At 43.8% G+C, this 23,035-nt stretch carries 21 protein-coding genes and 1 riboswitch; of the genes, 3 read left to right on the top strand and 18 right to left on the bottom strand.

Annotated features, from left to right (window positions below):
* Positions 1 to 70: 70 nt before the first annotated feature.
* The 13 genes from H571_RS0112455 to H571_RS0112395 all read right to left on the bottom strand — a co-directional run bounded on the left by H571_RS0112455 (position 71) and on the right by H571_RS0112395 (position 15,716).
* Positions 71 to 1,636, bottom strand: coding sequence for a BCCT family transporter (locus H571_RS0112455; protein WP_036218212.1), 1,566 nt, complete (start codon positions 1,634 to 1,636; stop codon positions 71 to 73).
* A gap of 158 nt (positions 1,637 to 1,794) precedes the next feature.
* On the bottom strand, positions 1,795 to 4,830 hold the full coding sequence (locus H571_RS0112450; protein WP_027849600.1) for an efflux RND transporter permease subunit: 3,036 nt from the start codon (positions 4,828 to 4,830) through the stop codon (positions 1,795 to 1,797).
* Between the two features lie 11 nt (positions 4,831 to 4,841).
* Complete coding sequence (locus H571_RS0112445) at positions 4,842 to 5,918, bottom strand: efflux RND transporter periplasmic adaptor subunit (protein ID WP_027849599.1); 1,077 nt, start codon at positions 5,916 to 5,918, stop codon at positions 4,842 to 4,844.
* Positions 5,918 to 6,472: a TetR/AcrR family transcriptional regulator gene (locus H571_RS0112440; protein WP_027849598.1), complete on the bottom strand. Its 555-nt coding sequence runs from the start codon at positions 6,470 to 6,472 to the stop codon at positions 5,918 to 5,920. Before H571_RS0112440 ends, H571_RS0112445 begins: the two co-directional genes overlap by 1 nt.
* A 93-nt stretch (positions 6,473 to 6,565) precedes the next feature.
* On the bottom strand, positions 6,566 to 8,587 hold the full coding sequence (locus H571_RS0112435) for a methyl-accepting chemotaxis protein (RefSeq protein WP_027849597.1): 2,022 nt from the start codon (positions 8,585 to 8,587) through the stop codon (positions 6,566 to 6,568).
* 169 nt (positions 8,588 to 8,756) lie between these two features.
* Positions 8,757 to 9,827, bottom strand: coding sequence for an ACR3 family arsenite efflux transporter (gene arsB / locus H571_RS0112430; RefSeq protein ID WP_027849596.1), 1,071 nt, complete (start codon positions 9,825 to 9,827; stop codon positions 8,757 to 8,759).
* Between the two features lie 21 nt (positions 9,828 to 9,848).
* Complete coding sequence (arsC, locus tag H571_RS15155) at positions 9,849 to 10,211, bottom strand: arsenate reductase (glutaredoxin) (protein ID WP_051168330.1); 363 nt, start codon at positions 10,209 to 10,211, stop codon at positions 9,849 to 9,851.
* Positions 10,208 to 10,567, bottom strand: a complete 360-nt coding sequence (locus tag H571_RS0112420; RefSeq protein WP_027849595.1) for an ArsR/SmtB family transcription factor — start codon at positions 10,565 to 10,567, stop codon at positions 10,208 to 10,210. Before H571_RS0112420 ends, arsC begins: the two co-directional genes overlap by 4 nt.
* An 88-nt stretch (positions 10,568 to 10,655) precedes the next feature.
* Entirely contained in the window at positions 10,656 to 12,086 is a 1,431-nt protein-coding gene (cysG, locus tag H571_RS15150; RefSeq protein ID WP_051168329.1) for a siroheme synthase CysG, read from the bottom strand.
* 2 nt (positions 12,087 to 12,088) lie between these two features.
* Entirely contained in the window at positions 12,089 to 12,871 is a 783-nt protein-coding gene (locus H571_RS0112410) for a phosphoadenylyl-sulfate reductase (protein ID WP_084482836.1), read from the bottom strand.
* The gene (locus H571_RS0112405; protein WP_027849593.1) at positions 12,858 to 13,379 is read right to left on the bottom strand and encodes a DUF934 domain-containing protein; all 522 of its coding nucleotides are present in this window, start codon (positions 13,377 to 13,379) and stop codon (positions 12,858 to 12,860) included. Before H571_RS0112405 ends, H571_RS0112410 begins: the two co-directional genes overlap by 14 nt.
* Positions 13,380 to 13,397: 18 nt before the next feature.
* Positions 13,398 to 15,062: a nitrite/sulfite reductase gene (locus H571_RS0112400; protein WP_027849592.1), complete on the bottom strand. Its 1,665-nt coding sequence runs from the start codon at positions 15,060 to 15,062 to the stop codon at positions 13,398 to 13,400.
* Between the two features lie 105 nt (positions 15,063 to 15,167).
* Complete coding sequence (locus tag H571_RS0112395; RefSeq protein WP_027849591.1) at positions 15,168 to 15,716, bottom strand: manganese efflux pump MntP; 549 nt, start codon at positions 15,714 to 15,716, stop codon at positions 15,168 to 15,170.
* Between the two features lie 10 nt (positions 15,717 to 15,726).
* A riboswitch (yybP-ykoY riboswitch) is annotated at positions 15,727 to 15,888 on the bottom strand.
* Positions 15,889 to 16,120: 232 nt separating this feature from the next.
* Here H571_RS0112395 and H571_RS0112390 point away from each other — a divergent pair.
* Complete coding sequence (locus H571_RS0112390) at positions 16,121 to 16,741, top strand: hypothetical protein (protein WP_027849590.1); 621 nt, start codon at positions 16,121 to 16,123, stop codon at positions 16,739 to 16,741.
* 112 nt (positions 16,742 to 16,853) lie between these two features.
* On the opposite strand, the gene H571_RS0112385 is transcribed toward H571_RS0112390, so the two are convergent.
* Positions 16,854 to 17,255 (bottom strand): HVO_A0114 family putative DNA-binding protein, encoded by a 402-nt coding sequence (locus H571_RS0112385; RefSeq protein WP_027849589.1) that lies wholly within the window; start codon positions 17,253 to 17,255, stop codon positions 16,854 to 16,856.
* 1 nt (position 17,256) lies between these two features.
* The gene (locus tag H571_RS0112380) at positions 17,257 to 17,613 is read right to left on the bottom strand and encodes a toxin-antitoxin system TumE family protein (RefSeq protein ID WP_156887877.1); all 357 of its coding nucleotides are present in this window, start codon (positions 17,611 to 17,613) and stop codon (positions 17,257 to 17,259) included.
* Positions 17,614 to 17,825: 212 nt separating this feature from the next.
* Here H571_RS0112380 and cysD point away from each other — a divergent pair, with 212 nt between their 5' ends.
* Positions 17,826 to 18,743 (top strand): sulfate adenylyltransferase subunit CysD, encoded by a 918-nt coding sequence (gene cysD / locus H571_RS0112375; protein ID WP_027849587.1) that lies wholly within the window; start codon positions 17,826 to 17,828, stop codon positions 18,741 to 18,743.
* Positions 18,743 to 20,524, top strand: coding sequence for a sulfate adenylyltransferase subunit CysN (gene cysN, locus H571_RS0112370; protein WP_027849586.1), 1,782 nt, complete (start codon positions 18,743 to 18,745; stop codon positions 20,522 to 20,524). The genes cysD and cysN overlap by 1 nt, the downstream gene beginning before the upstream one ends.
* Before the next feature lie 129 nt (positions 20,525 to 20,653).
* Here the strand turns inward: cysN and H571_RS0112365 are convergent, their stop codons facing one another.
* The 3 genes from H571_RS0112365 to H571_RS0112350 form a co-directional block, all read right to left on the bottom strand.
* Positions 20,654 to 21,313 carry a C39 family peptidase gene (locus H571_RS0112365; protein WP_027849585.1) on the bottom strand — a complete coding sequence of 220 codons (660 nt, stop codon included), beginning with the start codon at positions 21,311 to 21,313 and terminating at the stop codon, positions 20,654 to 20,656.
* A gap of 283 nt (positions 21,314 to 21,596) precedes the next feature.
* Complete coding sequence (locus H571_RS15630) at positions 21,597 to 21,995, bottom strand: hypothetical protein (RefSeq protein WP_051168328.1); 399 nt, start codon at positions 21,993 to 21,995, stop codon at positions 21,597 to 21,599.
* A 37-nt stretch (positions 21,996 to 22,032) separates the two neighbouring features.
* Complete coding sequence (locus H571_RS0112350) at positions 22,033 to 22,914, bottom strand: hypothetical protein (protein WP_027849583.1); 882 nt, start codon at positions 22,912 to 22,914, stop codon at positions 22,033 to 22,035.
* Between the last annotated feature and the right edge of the window lie 121 nt (positions 22,915 to 23,035).

The following is a 23,035-nucleotide window of genomic DNA, read 5'->3' as shown; positions in this document are numbered from 1 at the left end:
AAAAAAAGCTCCAAGAACAAAATTCTTGGAGCTTTTTAATCACCTCAGCTAGTCACTAAGTAAAAGCCAACTAGTTAATAATCTGCTGCTCTCTTGCCATTGCAAAAGCAGCCTGAGGGCCTGCCCAAAGCGATGGTAGAATAATTAATGAAACAGGTATTGCACTAATAACAATAAACTGTTGCAGCACACCTATTTGACCAGCCCCCATATAAAGCAGCACACCCGCCATAATCGCCATAGCACCACCCCAAAAAGCACGGATAGCAGTATGAGGGTGATCATGCCCAGCACTGACTACAGCAATGGCATAACTCATTGAATCACCGGTAGTTGCTACAAAAATGGTAGTTAGCAACAAAATAGCTACAGCCATAAAAGTACCGCCAGGTAAAGCTTGTGCAACAGCAATGGTGGCTTTATCAAAGGCAAAGCCTTGCAAGGTTTCAGACAGGTTAACAACACCTGTTAACTCATAATAAATACCTGAACCACCTAAAAGCGTAAACCAAATGGTAGTCGCTATGGGCGCTAGCACTGCAACTGCCACTATCATTTGACGAATAGTACGACCACGAGAAATACGTGCCACAAAAATTGCCATCAGTGGTGCATAGCCAATAAACCAAGCAAAGAAAAAGACCGTCCACCATTTCATCCACCAGTCAGGGGCGGTTTCATTCGTCATGGTTGCCATAGCCATAAAAGAAGTAAGGTACTCACCCATGGACTGTAAATAAACATTGGTTAAAAAGAGCGTGGGGCCAAAAATAAAAATAACCGCACCTATACCCAAGGCTAGAAATACATTGAAACGGCTTAATATTTGAATGCCTTTATGAACACCCGTCATAGCGGAGGTGATGTAGATAACCGCTAGCAGCATTAAAATAATAAGCTGCGTTGTGAATCCATTGGCCAAACCAAAAAGTTGTTGTAGACCAAAACTCATTTGAGTAGCTAAGAAACCTATGGGGCCAACTGTGCCCGCAACTATGGCAATAACACAAAGCGCATCAACCACACCACCTAACCAGCTAGTCAGTATCCAATCACCAAATACTGGGTGTAAAAGCGTACGTGGCTGTAACGGCTTGCCTTGTACATAGTGAGCATGTGCCAAGACGATGGCTGTTAAAGAGCCTAAAACTGCCCAAGCTAAAAAGCCCCAATGCATAAAGGCCTGTGATAAAGCAGGTGCTATCGCTTCTGCCGTACCAGCCTCCGTAGTAAAGGCCGGTGGTGTAACCACAAAATGATAAACCGGCTCACCTGCAGCAAAAAACACCCCACCACCGGCTAGAAGAGTACACATAATCATTGATAACCAGCGGAAGGTGCTAATTTCTGGCTTATCTAAATTACCTACCTTGGCTTGACCAGCGCGTGACACGGCAACGCCCAAAGCAATAAAAAAGGTTCCAATTAATATGGCTTGAAAAAATGAACCTAAATACTTAGCAGTCCAAGCAAAACCTTCGCCAATAAAAGCAGTTAGCCCAGCTGTGTCAAAAATAGACCAGCCAAGAAACAGGCCAATAAAGCCCATGGTTAAGGTTAAAACAACTGGATCGCCGTAGCGGTTATAGGTGGGAGGTACATGAGTTTGAGGAGAAGCTGTAGCAGTATCGGGCATTATTTCCAACGTGATTTTAAAATTGGCCGCCAATACTACGCAGCTATTTACAGCAAGGCAAGAAATAATAATTTTTAAACATTAAAAAGCTGCCAGTACATAATATTAAATTATGCATGACAGCCTTAAAGTTACTAGGTTTTAGTGATTAGTTACCCTTATTTTTTAAGTATTAAACTGGCATATAAAACGGGAACAGCCACTAGGGTTAGCAAGGTAGCAAAAAGCAAACCACCCATAATTGTGACAGCCATACTAGAGAAAAAAGCATCCGTTAATAAAGGCAGCATACCCAAAATGGTAGTACCAGCAGCTAAAAAGACTGGGCGCAAACGACTAACACTGGCATTTTTTAATGCTGCTAGGGCATCATCTTTTGCAGCCACCTGCAAGTCTATTTCATCCACTAGCACTATGGCGTTTTTCATTAACATACCAGACAAGCTTAATAAACCTAGCAGGGCTGTAAAGCTAAAAGGTAAGCTAGTAACAAGTAGACCGATAATTACCCCTGTAGCCGCCATGGGTACAACTAGCCAAATAACTAAAGGTTGCTTTAAACGACCAAAAAGCAAAACAGTAACCACTAGCATTACTACAAAGCTAAGTGGTAATTGAGAGGCTAAAGAAGCTTGTGCCTTGCCAGAGCTTTCGTATTCACCGCCCCAATCTAAATGGTAGCCCTCAGGTAAAGGAATGGCTTCCACCTTCGCTTTAATTGCTTCAAACGCCTCATTAACCGTTGCGCTACTACTCGGTTCAGCTTCAACTGTTAAGGTTCTTAGGCGATTACGGCGGTTAATTCGCGCTTCTTCAGGTAACAGATCGAAGCTATCAACCACTTGTGCCAAGGGTACATAAGCACCATCAACACTGCTCCAAATTAAGCGATCTTGTAAACGGCCAGCATCTAAACGCTCACTTTCTGGCGGACGAGCGACTATAGGTAGCTGCTCAACCCCTTCACGGTAAGTCCCTGCCCTAACACCTTCAGTAGAGAACTTTAAGGTAGTCGCTAAATCTTTACGGCTTATACCAGCATAGCGAGCACGCTCTTCATTAAAGCTAGGCACCAGCGTTAGCTCTTGCTCTCGCCAGTTATGGCGTATATCAGTAACTTTTGGATCCAACTCCAAAATATCCACCGCTTGCTTTGCTAGCTCCCTTAATACAGCAGCATCAGAACCAGCAAACCTTGCTTGTAGTTTTGCACCACTTCCTGGCCCAAAGACTAGGCGTTCAGTGTAAATTTCTGCGCTAGGGTAATCCTTTCTTAACTCTGCTCTTAGCTCATCAGCTAAACCATCAATTAAATCTCGGTCAGTGACACGTATAATTAATTGAGCATAGGAAGAATCTAACCGCTCGGGTACATAAGTCAGCATAAAGCGGCTGGCACCTTGGCCTATAAAGCTAGCCACACTAACGACTTCTGACTTTTCTAACACCCTTTGCTCTATTGCCTGAATATCCCTAGCTGTAGCACGAATATCAGTGCCTTGGGGCAGGTGGTAATTCAAATAGAACATCGGGTTATTAGCGGTAGGGAAAAACACCTGACTTACCCAACCAAAACCAGCATAACTACCCAAGGTAATGGCAACCAAAACCAATAGGGTTGTACGTCGTGCTTTTAAAACCTTATCTAGCAAACTCAAATACCAGCCATACACCTTGCCTGCATAGGGGTCTTTTTGATCACCTTCGGAGGACACACTACGAAAAAGGTAAAAACCCAATAAGGGCGTCACTGTCACGGCTAACAACCAACTTAGTAGCAGTGAAATACCTATAACGGCAAATAAAGAGAATAAAAACTCACCTGTTGCATCGGGTGATAAACCGATACCAGCAAAAGCCATAATGCCTATAACCGTTGCCCCTAATAATGGTAGCTGAGTGCGTTTGACCGCATCACTTGCAGCATCTATGGCTTTAATACGCCGCTGCATATTAATTAGCATACCCTCAGCAACCACTATGGCATTATCAACCAACATCCCCATGGCAATAATCAATGCCCCTAAAGAGACACGCTCCATTTCTATGTGGAAGATTTTCATAAAGAAGGTAGTGCCTAATACGGTTAGCAGTAGTGTCATACCCACCACCACACCAACACGCCAGCCCATAAAAATGCACAAGACACCTATTACTATGGCAACCGAAGACACTAGATTGAGCATAAAGCTATCTATTGCTTCTTCAACAACCTGATGCTGCTCATAAATAGGCTGAAGCTCTACACCCAAAGGAATACGGCTTTGCAAGCTGGCTAAATGTGCATCAACTGCCTGCCCAACTTTAACAATATTGGTATCTGCTACCCCTGCCACTGCTAGGGTAAAGGCTGCTTTTCCATTAAATCGAATAAGATGGCTGGGCTTTTCTGTTGCTGTTCTATTGACCTTAGCTAGATCAATTAAACTAATTTGTTCTGTAGTACCGGGGCGACCCACCCTTAATGCCTCTAAACTGGCTAGGGTATCTAAACCAGGGGGCGTTACTAAACGCACCTGCTGGTCTGCGACTCTTACTTCACCCGCATCTTCAACTGAATTTTCGGTTTGCAAAGTATTAAGGACTAGCTCTATAGGTAAACCAAGGCGTACCAGTTTTTCGTGAGAAATTTCAATATAAATACTTTCTTTAGGTTCACCTGCTGTACTAACTTTGGCAACCCCCGGTACAGTTAATAATTCTCGGCGTAAAAAGCGTGCTAAGTCTCGTATTTCACTGTCACTAAAACCTTCGGCTGTAACCGCGTAAAAAATACCAAACACATCACCAAAGTCATCAACAACCTTGGGAGGGTAAGCTTTAGACGGCAAGGAAACCTGAGCATCATTCACCTTACGGCGTAACTCATCCCAAATTTGCTCTATTTCATGGCCTTTGTAGGTATCTTTAATTTCGACCGTAATTTCTGACATGCCGGGCATAGAGCGAGATTCAATAAAATCTAGCTGAGGTAGCTGCTGAATCGCAGACTCCATTAGCTCGGTTACTTCCTCTTCTACTTCAAGTGCCGTAGCACCAGGGTAGGCAGTTACCACTACCGCTTGCTTAATGGTAAAAGCTGGGTCTTCTAAACGCCCTAGCGTCATTAACGCCCAGATACCGCCCAATAAACAAAGTAAAATGAGCAACCAAGTATTGATTGGCCGCTGAATTGAAAGACGTGCAATATCCATTAAAGCACTCCCTAAAAGTGGCTGAAGGGTTTAACCTTCATGCCTTCACGTAAGTGTGAACCACCAGAAGTAATTACCTGCTCACCGGCTTTGGCACCAGAAAGAAGCTCTACCCTATCACCACTAACACGCCCCACCTTAGCTTGGCGCTTAGTTACCTGCCCTAGCGCTGGATCAAAAACCCAAAGGAAGTAGCTTCCATCATTAGCAGTATTTAAAGCGGACAGTGCTACATCGAGTTGATCGGCTGGGTAAAGAAGAGGATCAGCATTTACTACCACCGTAACTGTCATACCTGGCAACAAATTTAAGTCTTTAGGACGCTCAAAACCAAAGGTAACCTGGTAGGTTTGAACTACTTGGTCTGGCTCAGTCGCATGTTCACGGTATTCAAGTGGAATGGAGGTTTCTTCATCATTAGGTAAGAGTAACTTAGCCTTAATGTAATCAGGATTACTTACCAAGCGAACCAAGTCTTCTGGCACGCTAATATGCGCACGAAATTCCGTTACATCTTGCACTCTAACAACTGGCGTACCTGCTGCTAAATTGCCATAACGATCAGCTAGGCGGCGTGTAATTAACACATCGGAGGGTGCTTCTAAGCGAGTGTAAGATAAATTACGTTCTGCGGCTTCTACTGCTAGCTCTGCTAGGCGTAGCTGATCTTCTGCCTCATCAACCACTGCACGAGGAATAGAGTTAGTTTTTAATAGTGAGTGCTTACGGTCAACATCCCGTTGGGCTTGCTTTAAGCGAACCTCTGCCTGCTCTAAAGCTAGCTTATAGTCGGTGGCATCCAACTCAGCCAACAAGCTACCTTTAGGCAGCAAACGCCCTTGTTTAACAGGTAGGTTAATTAAACGACCCGCTACTTGGAAAGACAAATTGACATTACTGACAGCATCAACTCGACCAACAAAACGGCGACTGATAGCCGGTGCAAGTTCACCAAGGGTTTCAACACGTACACTGGATACTGCTTGAGCGCTAGTAGAAAGGCTGGGATTATCCTTAGCCTGGCTGGTGGTTAGCCCTAATAAACTTAGAGTACAAACAAAAAAAGCTAACTTAAGTGTTTTGTTCATTAGAGTTTTTCCTGGGCTTTTAATTCTAAGACTTCGAGAAGTTGTGTTTTTTTCTTAGCATCAAAGGGAAGTAAACCCAGCATATCCATCAACATTAAACCTTCTCCTGCTGCCCACAAAAGGGTTGCTTCGTCTGGTGCGGTGGCTTGGTTGCGGATTTTTTGTAAACGGCGGTCGGTTTCTTCTCTTAAAGGTTTAAGTAGGTCTAAATTGTGTGCTGCTGCCGCCAGAATTGCCATAGGTATATTATGATCAACTTCTTCAAGCTCTCTAATAACATGAAAAACTGACTGAAGTGTTGGGTTGGGCTGATCCAGCAACTTTGCTTCTTGCTCAGCAACCCTAGGCGTGTAGGTTGCCATTAAGCGTTCTAACATGCCACCAATTAGCGCTTCTTTACTAGGGAAGTTATACAGTACACCGCCTTTAGTTAAACCGGCTTCTTTTGCAACCGAGTCTAAACTGACTTTACCTGCACCCTTTTCAACCGCTACCTTTTGGGCAGCATCTAAAATTACTTCATGCGAATTATTGCTACGCCTAGTTTTTTGCATCTTCAACCCCTAAAAAATACCATTTGGTACAGTAAGTACTAAGAGTATAGTTAAGGCGTTGAATTTGCAAGACTGTAGAGTCTAAAAAATTAACTAGGTATTAAATACAGCCACCATTTTTTTAAGCTCGTTCGATAAGCGTGATAATTCAGCACTAGCGCTAGCCGTTTGGTTAGATGCCGTTGAGTTTTGGTCAGCAATATCAGCAATTTCAATAATATTGCGGTTAATTTCCTCAGCAACTGCCGACTGCTGTTCGGCTGCACTAGCAATTTGTGCACTCATATCGGTAATGGTATTTACCGAACTGTGAATAGACCCTAAGGAATCACCTGCACTGGCTGCCTTGGCCACACCCTCATTTGTTCTGTTTTCACTGGCTTGCATTGCCTGCATGGCTTTTTGTGCGCCTGCTTGCAGCTGTTCAATCATCTGCTGAATTTCTTGGGTGGACTGCTGAGTACGGCCCGCTAAGGTACGCACTTCATCCGCTACTACTGCAAAACCTCGGCCCTGTTCACCCGCTCGGGCTGCTTCTATGGCTGCGTTTAAAGCCAAGAGATTGGTTTGTTCTGCTATACCTCGAATCACATCCACTACTTGTCCAATATCATCACTCTGCTCTCCTAGCTTATGCACTAGTTCAGCCGTTGCTTGTATTTCACTGGCTAGCGTATTGATGGTTTGCACCGTGTTACTAACCACCTCATTGCCACGGTTAACTTCTTGTTGCGCACTATGCGTTGCTTCAGAAGTCGCTGCGGCACTTTGTGCCACTTCTTGCACTGTGGCACTCATTTCATTCATTGCTGTGGCAACCTGATCGGTTTGTAGCTTTTGCTCATTCAGTCCTTGATTGGTTTTTTCACTCGTTTCAGCTAACTGGTCTGCGGCGGCTGCAACGAGTTGTGTTGAATCTATAACCTTATTCACTAGCTCACGAAACTGCTGTGCCATAGCATTGGCTTGCTGAGCAATTAGGTGGGTTTCATCACAGGTAGCAAGTTTAATGTGAGTAGTTAAATCGCCCGTGGCTAGCTGCTCTATACCCTTACGCAACTCGGTAATGGATTGCATAACCGATAAGTAAAAAGAGATAAAGATATAAATAATACCTACTAGCACAAGCAACATAACTGTAAGCGTAAGGGTTCGAATAAGTTTGTAATCGGCGATACGCTGGGTTAATAAGCCATCAAGGGAAGGTGCAACTAGATCAAACAAATGAAATACGTTGTCGATTGTTTGAGTTGCTTGGTTAAAAAACACATCTAAGTTAGCCGTTACTTCATCTTTTTCCAGCATATTTCTTAGGCTAGTGTTATAGGTGCTGGTTGCAAGAAACATTTTATCGGCGGGCTGTTGTAAGCGACTGGTTAAGCTAGGGTTCTCATCTAGTACAGCTTGTATACCACGTAATAGGTTTTTTTCTGCCTCAGCTATACGTTGCGAAGCACCTAAAAGGCGCTGCCAGTTCTCTGGTGTATACCTGCCTTCAACAATAATAGCTGAACCTAGCGCCCGTGATTGGCCTGTATCTTCAGTTAGCTTTGGTAAATGGTTTACTAGCGTATCAACTAGATAGTAGGTATCCATTTTAGATGCCAAAATAAGATTGGAAGTATTGGCAAGGTGGTGAATAAACTCCAGCATATTAGTAATCAGTGCTGTGTGTTTTTGAAAGCTTTGGGCTTGAGTTAAGCCATTAAATTCTTGCTTTAATGCGGTCCAATCACGCTGCAAGCTGGCAAAACGATTTTCAGTCTTAAGCCGTAAATTATAGCGTTGATCTAACGCCTGCAACCTAGCCATAGCTTGGTCAATATTAGCGGCTTGTTTAGTTAACTCGCCACGCAATGTGTTGTCACCGCCGAGTATTGCAGACGACATACCCCGGTGTTGTTGCATGGGTTGAATAATTTCACGCAGCTGGGCTATGTACTCAATACCAGGTTGCTCCTGCTCCATAAAATCAATACGCTCGTTCACTTCTTGTATTAGCAAATAGCCCAAGAGCAGAAGCGGTACAAGAAACAAAATACCAATAAACAAAAACTTACGTGGATAACGCAAACGGTTTAATAATGCGACACCTAGCGCAAACATAGCCTTCATGACAACTCCTTCTTATCAACAAAACACCCAAAAAAATTACCTTCCAGTTGCTTATTGTAAACAATCTACACAATAAAATATTGGTTTTTTTTAGGTACAGTAAGGAGGTGTCAAAAAAGCGTAACTGGTGCTCGGCTTCATCAACCACTGTTCTGAATAGAGCGAGGATTTAATTCACCAAAAACTGATAACGGGTTTTGTTAGCAATACGCACCAAAGCCAGCATCACCGGTACTTCTACCAAAACACCTACCACCGTGGCTAAAGCAGCACCAGGCTGTAAACCAAACAGTGCAATAGCAACGGCAACAGCCAATTCAAAAAAGTTACTGGAACCAATTAAACCGGCCGGTGCAGCAATGTTATGCGGTACTTTCCAAGCTTTCGCCCAACCGTAGGCAATAAAGAAAATAAAAAATGTTTGAAGGGTTAGCGGAATAGCGATTAATAAAATATCTAGCGGATTAGCAACAATCACATCACCCTGAAAAGAAAACAGCAAGACCAAGGTAATAATTAAACCCAGTTGTGGAATCGGTTCTAAATGCTTTAAAAAAACATTCGTTAACCAATCAATACCACGACGCTTTATAATGAATTGGCGTGTTATATAACCGGCACTTAACGGTATAACTATGTAAAGCAGCACCGATAATAAAACTGTATTCCAAGGTACTTGAATGTTAGAAATACCTAATAAGAAAATCACTAACGGTGCAAAGGCAAATAGCATAATTAAATTATTGAGCGCCACCTGAACTAAAGTATAAGCAGCATCCCCCCTAGTTAAATAACTCCAAACAAAAACCATTGCCGTACAAGGCGCCGCACCCAGTAAAATGGCACCGGCTAGGTATTCGCTAGCCCGTTCAACAGGAATAAAAGACGCAAAAACAACGGTAAAAAAGAACCAAGCAATAGCAAACATTGTAAAAGGCTTGATTAACCAATTGACGCTTGTGGTAATAATCAGCCCCTTAGGCTGACGGTGCACAGCTAAAACAGAGGTAAAATCAACCTGCACCATCATAGGGAAAATCATCGCCCAAATTAATAGCGCAACGGGAATAGACACTTGGGCATATTCAAAACGCACCAAAGTCTCGGGAACAGCGGGTATAAACTGCCCAATCAATATGCCACCCACAATGGCTAAAGCGACCCAAAGCGTAAGAAAACGCCCAAAAATGCCCATACCTTCTGCCGTGCTAGGCGCTGATAAATTGACCGATTCAGTCATCATAAAAACCCTTGGTATTAATTAAATGGAAGATTGCTCAAGTAACGCTAAAACACTTTCAGATGGGCGGCATAAACTCGCTTTATCACCCATCACCACAATCGGGCGATTAATCAAAATGGGGTGTGCCATCATCGCATCAATAAGTTGTTCATCGTTTAACACAGCATTATCAAGGTCTAATTCATCATAAGGCGTGCCTTTACGACGCAATAGCGCACGCGGTGTTATTTTCATCATTGCAAGTAATGCTTCTAGGCGTTCACGGCTAGGTGGCGTTACAAGGTATTCAATCACTTCAGGCGTTTTACCAGAGGCTTCTAGCATGGCTAAAACATTGCGTGACGTACCGCAGTTGGGGTTGTGATAAATTTGTACTTTCATAAGTTTTCAGGCTTCTTTTGTTGGGGTTGGCAAAAACTCCTGGTCGACTCCAAAGGTGTGCAAGTCACTGAATCTGCAACACAACAGTCATTCACTAAAAATTGAATAACCGCTTGAATAGCATCAAGGTTTGCGCGGTAAATAATGGAACGGCTTTGGCGTTGCGAAAGTACCAATTCTGCACGGGCAAGCACCGACAAATGCGCAGACAAGGTGTTGTGTGGTATATCTAACAGCGTTGCTATTTCACCCGCTGGCAACCCTTCTGGCTCATGGCGAACCAACAACTTAAAAGCCGCTAAACGTGTTGGTTGCGACAGTGCTGCAAAACTCGCCATCGCTTGTTCAGTTTTCATTTAACACTCCTCAAATATCTATATTTCCAATAATATGGACATATCAAATAAGAGTCAGGATTTTTGTTACAAAACAAGGAGACTAGCCTTAAGCAACTATCTCTTCTTTGTTCTCTTCCTTATTTTCTGTGTTCTTCCCTGTATTAAACCAAGCCAATTTGTCATGCAGTGCCACTACTTCGCCGACAATAATAATCGCCGGTGCGGGTAATTGTGCAATCGCTTGTTTAGCGACTATGCTGTCTAACCTGCCAGTTAAAACCCTTTGTTGGGGTGTGCTGCCTTGTGAAACTAAGGCTATGGGCGTGCTGGCAGGTTTGCCCTTTTCTACTAGGCCAGCAACCAGAAGTTCTAAGGTGTGTAGCCCCATGTAAAACACCAAGGTTTGGTTAGGCGCTATCATTTCAGCAAAGTTTAAATCGCTGGTACGGTTTTTTAGCTGGCCGGTAATTAACTTAACCGATTGGGCATAATCTCGGTGGGTTAAGGGAATACCGGCATAGGCAGAACAGGCATTGGCGGCAGTAATTCCCGGCACGACTTGAAAAGGTACGCCAGCGGCTTTAAGCTCTTCCAACTCTTCGCCACCTCGCCCAAACACAAAAGGGTCACCGCCTTTTAAGCGCACTACTCGCTGCCCTGCTAGGGCTTTTTCAACTAATAAACGGTTAATATCGGGCTGGGGAACAGCATGCTTATCACGCTTTTTACCGACATAAATCAGCTCGGCATCTCGGCGGCATAAATCTAACACCTCAGCCGACACCAGCCGATCATAAAGCACTACATCAGCCTGTTGCATTAGGCGCAAGGCTTTAAAGGTTAATAGTTCTGGGTCGCCTGGCCCAGCGCCCACTAAATAAACTTCGCCTACGGGACGACGGGTATCACTGTCTTCCAACTGTTGCTGTAAGAGTTTTTCAGCTTCTGGCATTTGGCCATTAAACACCCTTTCGGCAACGCTGCCTTGAAAAGCCGTTTCCCAAAATTTGCGCCTTTGGTTGATATCGCTAAAACGTGTTTTTACAGCATTACGAAAACGCGCTGCTAGCTGGCCTAAATCACTGTAGCGAGTGGGTAGAATACTTTCTAATTTGGCTCTTAATAACCTGGCTAAAACAGGCGCTTGGCCGCTTGAAGAAATACCTATCACCACCGGTGACCTATCCACTATCGCTGGCACAATAAAACTACACAGGGCGGGATTATCCACCACATTCACTGGCAGATTTCTTGCCACACAATCGGTATGCACTTGTTGATTCACGGCTTCATCATCGGTAGCCGCCACCACCAATACCACGCCCTCTAGCTGGTCTTTATGGTAATCATTTGCTACTAACTTGCCTTGGCTAGCAGCTAATAATTCTTCTAGCTCAGGGTGAACTTCATGGCTAACTACTTGCAACCTAGCGCCAGCACGCACTAATAAGCGTGCTTTACGCAAGCCCACCTCACCGCCACCAATCAATAATACTGGGCGGTTTTTTAAGTTAAAAAATAAGGGTAGGTAATCCATGCTTAGCCTTCCACCGCAATAAGACTAGCGGCTGAATGCAAACCGCATTCACGGGTTTCGGGGTTTTCCCACCACCAACGCCCAGAACGTGGGTCAGCATTGGGCTGAACCGCTCGTGTACAAGGCGCACAGCCAATGCTGGGATAATGGCTATCGTGCAGGCTGTTATAAGGTAATTTTAAGGCGTGAATCACTGCCCAAACTTCGGCTTCGCTCCAATCAAATAAAGGGCTAAGCTTTTGTAAACCGTTGGTGGCATCCCACTGGCTGTAATCTAGGGCTTCACGGGTTACCGACTGCTCTCGCCTTAAACCAGTAATCCAAGCTGTTTTGCCTTTTAACGCACGGCGTAAAGGTTCTAATTTTCGCACTTGGCAGCAGCTTTGGCGTAACTCTTGAGTGCGATAAAAAGCATTCACACCTTCTTTAGTGACCCAACCTTGCAGCTGTTCATTGTTGGGGTAATAAATTTTAATGTTCAGTTGCGGCCACTTAGTTTGCACCTTAGCTAACAAGGTCAGGGTTTCTTCTGGCAAGCGCCCTGTATCCAATACAAATTGCTGAATGCTTGGTTGCTTATCGGTGGTTAAATACTTGCCAATTAAGCCAGTGAGCAAAGCATCTTCCGCTCCCAAGCTGTTAGCAAAAGTTAAGCCTTCACCATAGTCAGCAAGGGCTGTTTTTAAGCGTTCCAGCGTAGTCGCTAGCTTTTTTTCTAACTCAGGCGTTAAAGGTTGGCTAGGCTGTTCTTTTGGTGAAGTTAAAAAGTCTTCAAGCGATGTCACTTGCAACCTCCTTTTTTAAAGGTTGCTGAATATTAGGCTGCTGATAACTCACGCCTACTTCAACAAAGGCGGTTAAATCTTCTGCTTTAAAGCGCTCTTCTGGAATAACAAAAGCATCAAAACCACAGCTTTCTAAGTGCGCCAAGCGGTCACGCGCCACTTCCCCTACTGCTCTTAACTCGCCTTTAAAACCCGCACGGCGTAATAAGCGCGCCTGGCTAAAACCTCGCCCATCACGAAACACCAAAAATTCTATGGCAATTAAAGCCAGCTTATCTAAGTAAGGCAGCAGTAATTCATGGTCTTGTTCCGTGGTTAAAGAAGCGCCTAGTTTTTTAGCTGCACCTAGCTGCTCTAAGGTTTCTGGTGAAACGTCTGCCAACTTTTCTGCGGGTAAAACTAAGGCTTGATTGGCAGATGCGCTTACTTGTTCGGCTTGAAAATCTTCTGAATCAATAAACTGCCAAGCATCTTCATTTTGAATTTGTCGATTAATAATTAATGGCATTTTTTTCACTCCTAAAACCTAGTGATAAACGGCTTCTTTAAAGGGTTGAATACCCAGCCTATCTACGGCTTGAATAAAGCTTTCATCGGCTTTACGCACTGTAAGGTAGGTCGCTAAAATGGTTTTAAGCGTTTCTGCCACGGTATCGGCTGGCACGGCTCTACCTAACACCTTACCTAAACGGGCTTCTTCAGTCGCAGAACCACCCAAGGTAATTTGGTACCAGTCTTCGCCTTTTTTATCGACACCTAAAATACCAATATGCCCAATATGGTGATGGGCACAGGCATTAATACAGCCAGATATATTCAGCTGAATATCGCCTAAATCGTAGAGGTAATCTAAATCATCAAAAGCTTGGTTAATCTGCTCATTAATATTCAGCGTTTTAGCATTCGCCAGCGCACAAAAGTCCCAGCCGGGGCAAACAATGCTATCGGTTAGGGTATTAATATTGGCTCTGGCTAAGTTGGCAGCCACCAAACCCTGCCACACAGCTAACAAGTTTTTTTCTTGAACATCTGTTAGCACTAGGTTTTGGTCTTGCGTGGCTCGAATTTCATTAAAACTAAAAGCTTCGGCTAGGTTGGCAACCGCATCCATCTGCTGGTCAGAAATATCACCCGGCGCACCCAATAAAGGCTTAAGTGAAATATGCACAATGCGATAACCCGCTACTTTATGGGCTTGGGTGTTGCGTTCATACCAAACTTTAAAGTCAGGGTGTTCAGCAAAAGCCGCTGCTAAATCTGCTGCCGTTTGCGTTGCTTGGGTAGGATTTTGTTCAACATAAGTAAAAGGCTTAAAGTGAGCTGCAACTTGGTTAATTTTTTCAGGCGTTAAACGCAGCTCACCCCCTTTAAGGTGCTGCCATTCTTCTTCAACCAAACGCTGAAACTCTTCTATACCTAAAGCCGCTACTAAAATTTTAATCCGTGCCTTGTATTTATTGTCACGGCGGCCTTTTAGGTTATAAATACGCAGAATGGCTTCTAAATAAGAAAACAATTCTTCTGCTTCTAGGTAGTCACGCACCACCTTACCAATAATGGGCGTACGACCTAAACCACCGCCCACCAAGACTTTAAAGCCCACTTCGCCAGCAGCGTTTTTTACCAGCTCTAAACCTATGTCATGCACACGGCTAGCAGCTCTATCATTAGGGCCGCCGCTGACAGCAATTTTAAATTTACGAGGAAGGTAGGCAAACTCAGGGTGCAAAGTTGACCATTGGCGAATCAATTCACACCAAGGGCGTGGGTCAGCAATTTCATCATCGGTCACGCCTGCTAAAGGGTCGGTGGTGGTATTACGAATGCAGTTGCCCGAGGTTTGAATGGCATGCATTTGTACCTTAGCCAGTTCCGCTAGAATATCCGGCACATCTTCTAGCTTAGGCCAGTTAAACTGTATATTGGTACGGGTAGTAAAGTGACCGTAGCCCTTATCCCAAGTGCGGGCGATATGCGCTAAGCTACGCAACTGGGGTGCAGAAAAAGTACCGTAAGGAATCGCCACACGCAGCATAGGCGCTTGGCGTTGAATGTATAAACCATTCATTAAACGCAGTGCCAAAAACTCTTCTTCAGGCAATTCACCGGCTAAATAACGGCGCGTTTGGTCACGAAACTGCTCTACCCGCTCATCAACCAACTGCTGGTCAACCTGATTGTAGCTATACATCGCTCTCTCACACCTCAACAATTTTATTCTTTAAGAACTTATTGCTGGCTAGAGTAGCGAGAATTACTTATAACTTAAAATACTGAATAGTTGTTTACTTATAACCTAAATCAAAATCCAAACACCCACCCCTATTAGGGTAAAACCACCAAAAATTTCAGCCCTATTACCCAGCAAAGAACTCACCGCACCGCCGATCATAACGCCTAGCGTCACCATTAGTGTTGTGGCTAAACCTATTAGGCCTGCGGCTATCCAGATATTCACCTTAATAAAGGCCAAGCCTACACCCACCGCCATTGCATCAATGCTGGTACCTAAAGCGGTTAAAGAAACTTTAAGAAAAGAGTGTCTAGCAGGCTTTTCTGCTGCTTCTGAACTGGGTTTTAACCCTGCATAAATCATGTGCAAACCCAAAGCAACCAACAAAAAGAAGGCAATCCAATCTGCCCAGGTTTCTACATAAGCAAGGGTTGATTTACCCATTAGCCAGCCAATTAAAGGCATTATTGCTTCAATGCTGCCAAAAATTAACCCCATTCTTAGGGCTTCTGAAAACTGAGGCTTTTTTAGACTAGCGCCTTTACCAATAGCAGCGGCAAAGGCATCTGTGGACATGGCAAAAGCCAAGAGAAGAAGTGCGATAGGGTTCATGCTAATAACTCCGGTCGGGCAGTTTGAGTCCACGATCTATCCACACGCCCGACTAAAGGCATGAATAGATCAATGGTCTCGCCAACCGAACGGTGTCCGCACCATGGCGTAAGGCCAAGTATGTTGATACGGACTCTTCCAAATAATAGAAGCAGGCTACTCCCCAAAGAGGCCGCTACTTTAGCAATAGCTTAGAGTGGCTACAAGTTTGTTTTTAAGTTGGTAAAGTTAAGGGCAAAGGTTAAGTCAGTGCTTTTATTCCATTGCTAGCAAGGTGCTTTATGCCAAACACTCCTAAAAATTTAGCTTATAGGCTTGCTGCATTTAAGTTCCACAGACTTAACTAAAGCGCAAGCAATGCAAAAGCGTTATAAAAAACTATATGGTAAAAAAAAGGCGAACAAGTGAAGAACTTTGCTAGATTAGCGGTTGTTTTTTGGGTGGTACTTCTTCTTATTGGTTGTGCTAGCCACCCCCTAGGCATGAGTACCGATGAATGGAATACCCTGTCCAGCTCAGAACGCTACGAGGCTTATAAAGAACAGGCCCGCCTAGATGAAGCCAAAGCAATACGCCAAGCTGCTGAAAAAAAACGTAGGCAAGAAATCCAAGCAGAGCGCCACCGTCAGTGGGCAGCAGAATCATTAAAAGAAGATGAAAGGCAAGAGCGTTTAGCAGCAACACGCCACTTAGCTCCTTACGGTGATGTTATTCAATGCAGCCTTAGCAACGCAACAGCAAAATTTGGTAAAAATTGGCAAGCAGCTCAGAGTGTGAGTTTTGAATTGCAACGTGGTGAAAAAGGTGTTGGTTTTTCTCTAGCCAATGTCGATAGAAACAGCCAAAAAACTTATCTTGAAGCCAGTTTTGATGGATTAAATGTTAAGGTTTGCAGCTCTTACGGTCGTTATTGCGACACCTTAGCTGGCTCTGAACAAGCCTATCGCCGTGGTAAGTCAAAAACAATTAACATTAAGAAAACCGTTAAAGGTAGGTTGCATTGTTCACTGCCACGGCGCTGGTAAAGACCATTTAGATACTCACTGCTTTACTTGAAGCAATAGTCACCACCTCACCACTTTCAAACTGCTCCTACAAGATTAATTTTATGTTAACACAACAAAACACCTTCAAACATTAGGCTGCTGACTGACTAATAGATAGCTGCAACAAATAGTGTTCAAGCTCTGAATTGGTAACAATTTCAAAGTCTGTATAAAGAGCTACTGGTTTGATTGATCTACCGCTACCCTGCTCTAAACGCACAAACCCTTTATCGCTTAATGTTTTAAGTGTATTAGAAAGATTAGACTTAGCTCGACCAGTTAGCTCTGCTAATTGTGTCAAACTCTCAGGTCTTTCAGAGTCTATTAAGCGCAATAACTCAATATTTTCTGGGCGAAGGATCTGTGAAACTGCGTTAATTGATGCATACCAAAGTTTTGGCTCATTTAGTTGAGGCGTGTATTTACGTTGGGCAATGGCTAGTAATCTCATACGGATGAGCTTTTCAGACATAATTCCAATTCTTATTTTCATATTATTTACCTTCTATGGCAGCAATGGTTTTATCAATACCCTCAAAAAAATCTTGTAGCAGGGCATAGCAATCAGAGAATTCATAAGGCGTACCTAAATCAACTGCTGAACTGTGTAAATGGTCATATTCATAACGTTTACCACTAAATTTCTTAGCTTTCGGTGGTTTTACTGCATGTGCATTATCGTGCCCAAATACTCGCTTATTAAACTTGTTATGCAGAGTAAGATTGTATCGGATACCATGAGGCCGCTCTTTAGTCGGTGGCACAACCCAAGCCTCAATTTTCCACCAATAACCATCATCACGATGAACTTGCTCGCCATGCATGCTTAACAGGATGTCAATTTCATCCACTATCATAACCTCTGACTAGTTATGACCAGAGTATAACATCATTTGTAAATTCTACGAGTCTTGTCACTCTAGCTAATTACTTACCCCCTACTACCCAGCCCCCTTATTCCTTAAAGGAATTAGAGAATATCTATTTATTCTTTTTAGTTACCCTCAGCAAGCTGCATACTCTCCTGCATTCTTCTTTTAAACTTTGTTAACAGGAATAAAAAATGCCTGCGCTTGCCGAATCACGGCTTACTCATTTACAGCAGCTAGAAGCTGAAAGCCTTCACATTATTCGTGAAGTGGCGGCTAGTTTTGCTAACCCTGTGATGATGTATTCCATAGGGAAAGACTCTTCCGTTATGTTGCACCTAGCACGTAAAGCTTTTTATCCGGGCACACCGCCCTTCCCTTTGCTGCATGTGGATACCACTTGGAAGTTTCAGGAGATGATTCGCTTTCGTGACCAAGCCGCCAAAGATGCGGGTATGGAATTGCTGGTACACACCAACCCAGAAGGCGTGGCGATGGATATTAACCCAGCCATTCACGGTTCGGCTTTGCATACCGATTTAATGAAAACTGCGGCCTTAAAACAAGCCTTAGACAAGTATGGTTTTGATGCGGCTTTTGGTGGCGCTAGGCGTGATGAAGAAAAATCGCGGGCTAAAGAAAGGGTCTTTTCATTTCGGGATAAAAACCACCGTTGGGACCCTAAAAACCAACGGCCAGAGCTGTGGAACTTGTACAACACAGAAGTAAAAAAAGGCGAAAGCATTCGTGTTTTTCCGCTGTCTAACTGGACTGAATTGGATATTTGGCAGTACATCTGGCTGGAAAAAATTCCGCTAGTGCCGCTGTATTTTTCTGCGCTGCGCCCTGTGGTTAAGCGGGATGGCGCTTGGATAATGGTTGACGATAAACGCCTACCCTTAGCAGAGGGCGAAGAACCGCAACTCAAACAAGTGCGCTTTAGAACCTTGGGTTGTTACCCACTAACAGGGGCGATTGAATCTACCGCTGCTACCCTGCCAGAAATTATTCAAGAAATGCTCTTAACCAGTACGTCTGAACGCCAAGGCCGGATGATTGATAAAGATGCGCGTGGCTCGATGGAACAGAAAAAAATGGAGGGTTATTTCTAATGACTGCCAGTTATATTCAAGAACAGGGCGATTTAATTAGCACCGATATTCAAGGTTATTTATTACAGCAAGAAAACAAACAGCTATTGCGTTTACTAACCTGCGGCAATGTTGATGATGGTAAATCAACCCTGATTGGGCGTTTGCTTCACGACAGTAAAATGATTTACGAAGACCAGCTGGAAGCCATTCAAAAAGACAGTAAAACCCAAGGTACTACGGGTGATACGGTGGATTTAGCCTTATTGGTGGATGGCTTGCAGGCCGAAAGAGAACAAGGCATTACCATTGATGTTGCTTACCGTTATTTTTCAACCGCCAAGCGTAAATTTATCATTGCCGACACACCAGGCCACGAACAATACACCCGCAATATGGTGACTGGTGCTTCCAATTCCGATGTTGCCTTAGTGTTGATCGATGCACGTAAAGGCATGCAGGTACAAACTTTTCGCCACAGTTATTTAGTATCGCTTTTAGGATTAAAGCACTTGGTTGTAGTGGTGAATAAAATGGATTTGGTTGATTTTAGCCAAGCAAGGTTTAACCAAATTCGTGAAGACTACCTAGCCTTTGCGCAATCACTTGCTAAGCGTACCCAGCTTAAATTGCCAGAGCTGCATTTTGTGCCGCTTTCTGCTTTGCAGGGCGATAATGTGGTCAATGCCAGCCCCTCTTTAGCCTGGTATCAGGGCTTGCCTTTAATGGCTTTGCTAGAAAGTTTGGCAATTCAGCCAGCCAGTGCTAATCAACCGCTGCGCTTTCCTGTGCAATACGTTAACCGCCCCAACCGTGACTTTCGTGGTTATTGCGGCACGTTAGCTGCTGGAAAACTCAGCGTTGGCGACACGTTGCGAGTACTGCCTTCAGGTTTAACCAGTCAGGTAAAATCCATCGTTACTTTTCAGGGTGAACTGCAACACGCCTACCCACAAATGGCGATTACTCTTACGCTTGAAGATGAAATTGATATTTCTCGTGGTGATATTTTAGTGGCTGCCGATGACATTTCGGTTGTTACTGACAGAATCACCGCAGACATGGTGTGGATGGCTGAAACGCCTTCTTTACAAGGCAAAACCTATTTACTTAAAACCGCCAGTCGCTTGGTAAATGCACGTATTCTAGCCATTCACTACACCACCCAAGTCAACACTTTAGAGCGCCAGCCAGCCGCTGAACTTAAGCTGAATGAAATTGCTCGTGTTGAATTGCAACTAGAACAACCTATTTTAGCCGATGATTATTTAACCAATCCCACCACCGGTAGTTTTATTCTGATTGACCGGTATGAAAACACCACCGTTGCAGCAGGTATGATTCAAGCCAGTCATCAGGAAGCGCCGTCAGAAACAGCAAAAACAATAGAACTCACCCCAGTTACTAGCAGTGAAAGAGCCGCTAGGTTAGGGCAAATTCCTGCAAAAGTTACCCTACAAGGTGGAAGTAAAGCCCAGCGCCAGCAATTAGCCATTCAGCTAGAACGCTTAGTGTTTAACGCCGGACGTTTTGCCTTAGTAATAGATGAAGAAGAACTCGCAGGCGGTTTAGCAGAAGAACAACCCCAACTAGAAGCTTGGCTACTGACTAAAGGTTTGCTGCTGATTACTTCACAGGCAAGCCAACAGCAAAACTCATCTGATAACGAAATAATAAGTGCTGTAATTCAAAGCCCTGAACTCAGCAAACCAAATCAATACCAAGAGATTGCCCTACTGGAAAATGAAAACACACCAGCAGAGCAATTATTAGAAAAGCTAAAGGAATTAAAAATTATTTAAGATAAGGAAACAAGCCTGAAGATACTTTAAGCCAGTTGCCGATCTTGGTCGGCAATCACTGATTAATTAGGTGTTTCAGGCTTTCTTGTTGTTCTAATGTTTGAAACTAGGTATCAGATAGTTAGGGGCTTAATGAGTATTTCGAAATACCTGTTGTTGCACCGCTTGCGCGGTTTGCCTTCTTGGCTGGCTGGTGAAAAAGTCACTCACGCTCTGTACTTCTTGGTCCAAGGGGATAATGGCTAGAATCTTGCCTTTTAACTCTGAGTCCTCACGGGTTTCCCACATTTCAAGGAATTGGTATCTACTATAAGTACGATTACCCTGCGAAGGGTCTGCAAGCCACACGGTGTCGCTGTTGATTCCTCGTAACACAGAAAAGTGATCATCCCTGCGATGCTTTGTATAAACGATAACAGGAATTTTTAGCTTAGTAAGTTGCTCAAATGACGCCGCATACCCTACACCTCGAAAACCCAGCTCCTTCAGTGCATTAGCCATATCATCAAAGGAGGCCCGCATGTCTTCTTTATCCATGATCTTTAAAATTTCTTCTTCGGTAACAGACAAGCCATAATATTCATTAAGAACAGTCGCCAATGATGCTGCGCCACATGAATAATCCAAGTCTTGCTTTACTATCTCTGTATCACGCATCGTTTTCCAACTATTAATAGGAATAGAGCCTCGCAAATTATAGCTATTTACATATGCCGCATCTGATGCTCTAACAGAAAAAGAAACTAATAAAGATACAGATAATAAAATCGTCACAACAGTATTTTTCATTGACCACCTTAACACAAGAATTGTGGCAAACAGTAATTACTCAATCAATCTCTGCAACATATGAGCAGAGACGCCGCCCGCTAACGTCATTAGGCTTGCTCTTATAAATAATAGGTACTTGTTTTTTAATCGATCTTTAAAAGCAAGATAAAACAGGAGATAGACTAACCCTGCTGATAAGATAGCAACTGCACAGGTTAGCAATACATTTAATAGAGTCATTTTGATCGCCAGTTATACTATTCGATAAAGAGGGCCATCCATACGGATAGCCCAAACATTGTTACCACCAATTACTATAAGAGCCATAGCCAGTTACGGCTCCACCGACAAAGGATTGTCCAAAAGCTTTTACCCCGACTCTGATACCATTAACCGGTGATAGAACGCCACTTGCCCCACCTGCAGCCATGGAGCCTAAGAAGCCCCAAGGACTAGACCCGCCACCTGCCAAGTAACCATAACCTGCACCGTAAGCACCTGCTAAACCACCAAGACCATATTGCCAGAATGCTCCTTCTGTGCTCTTCATCTCTTCAGATGACAACACAGCCAGTTCCATAGATTGGCTATTGTCCATATTGAAGATCAGGTTAGCATCAGCCAGGTCATTACCATTGGCAGCGAATGCAGGTAAAGAGATAGCACCACTCAAAAGGGTTGCGATAATTGCTTTCTTCATTATTTTTACTCCATGTAAAATTAACAAAGGGGCTGATTTAAAAGGCGTATAGCCAATTAAGTCTCAGGTCTGCCCCATTTTGACCCGAGACGTTTGCCTTGAAGGAAAAATTAAGCGTATTTCCCTTCGAGACTCCGTAGCCCAAACCGAGCGTTACATCCGTGCTCGTTCGGCGAAATCCTTGTGGTTTATCGTCATAGCGGTCTGCCTGTCGGTTCATCCATTGAAATCCTGTAGTAAGCGTGACTCGGTCATTGACCGCAAACGCCACCGAGGGCGTTAGTAAAAAATAATTACCGGGCTGAAAGCTAACATCACCATCATTACGCTTCTGATTCCATTGAAAGGCTGATGTTACAGAGAGTACGACTGGATCAATCGCTCGATAGGTCGTCATGCCCAGCGACCAGGACTTACCTGAAGAGCCGCTTTCCTGATTCTTCTCATAAAGTGCGCCTTCAATAAAGCCAAGCAGCGCGGGTGTATCATTGTCTTGCGAGAATTGGTAGTTCAAACCAACCCAAGAGTCTACAAAACGATTTTCACTATCATCGTTTATCCCTGACAGATCGCTGGAGCGCGCACTTCGATATAAATAGCTGGCTCGCGTATATATTTCCGCATCACGTGTCACCCCATATCTCACACCCAACGTGGCAACAAGAACATCAGTGTTACCTTTGAACTCCCCGAATTTTGTTGGCAGTGTGATAAACGAAGTTTCGCCAGTTTGAACAACAATAGGCTCATCCGTTAGCAATTTTTGCCGATCACTATTAGAGTAAGACAGAGAGGTATCGAGCTTGATTTTTCCCTTATCAGTAATAAGGTCTTCAACAATGAGAGGAAGATCAGCGATGGCGACAGGGGATATAACAAAGCACAAACTTGCAATACAAATACAACGAAGACTATCCATTCTTCAAACATCCATTTCTTATTTATTACTTATAATTAATAAACCTTACTATAGCTGAAAAACTACTGTCAATACGCCTAAGCAGTAAAACTAACCCCTAAAACTGACTTTAGGGGTTAGG

Source organism: Marinospirillum minutulum DSM 6287 (assembly GCF_000422325.1).
GTDB lineage: Bacteria > Pseudomonadota > Gammaproteobacteria > Pseudomonadales > Halomonadaceae > Marinospirillum > Marinospirillum minutulum.
Note: the sequence above shows the minus strand (reverse complement) of the source record. Positions and strands in the feature narration are given on the sequence as shown.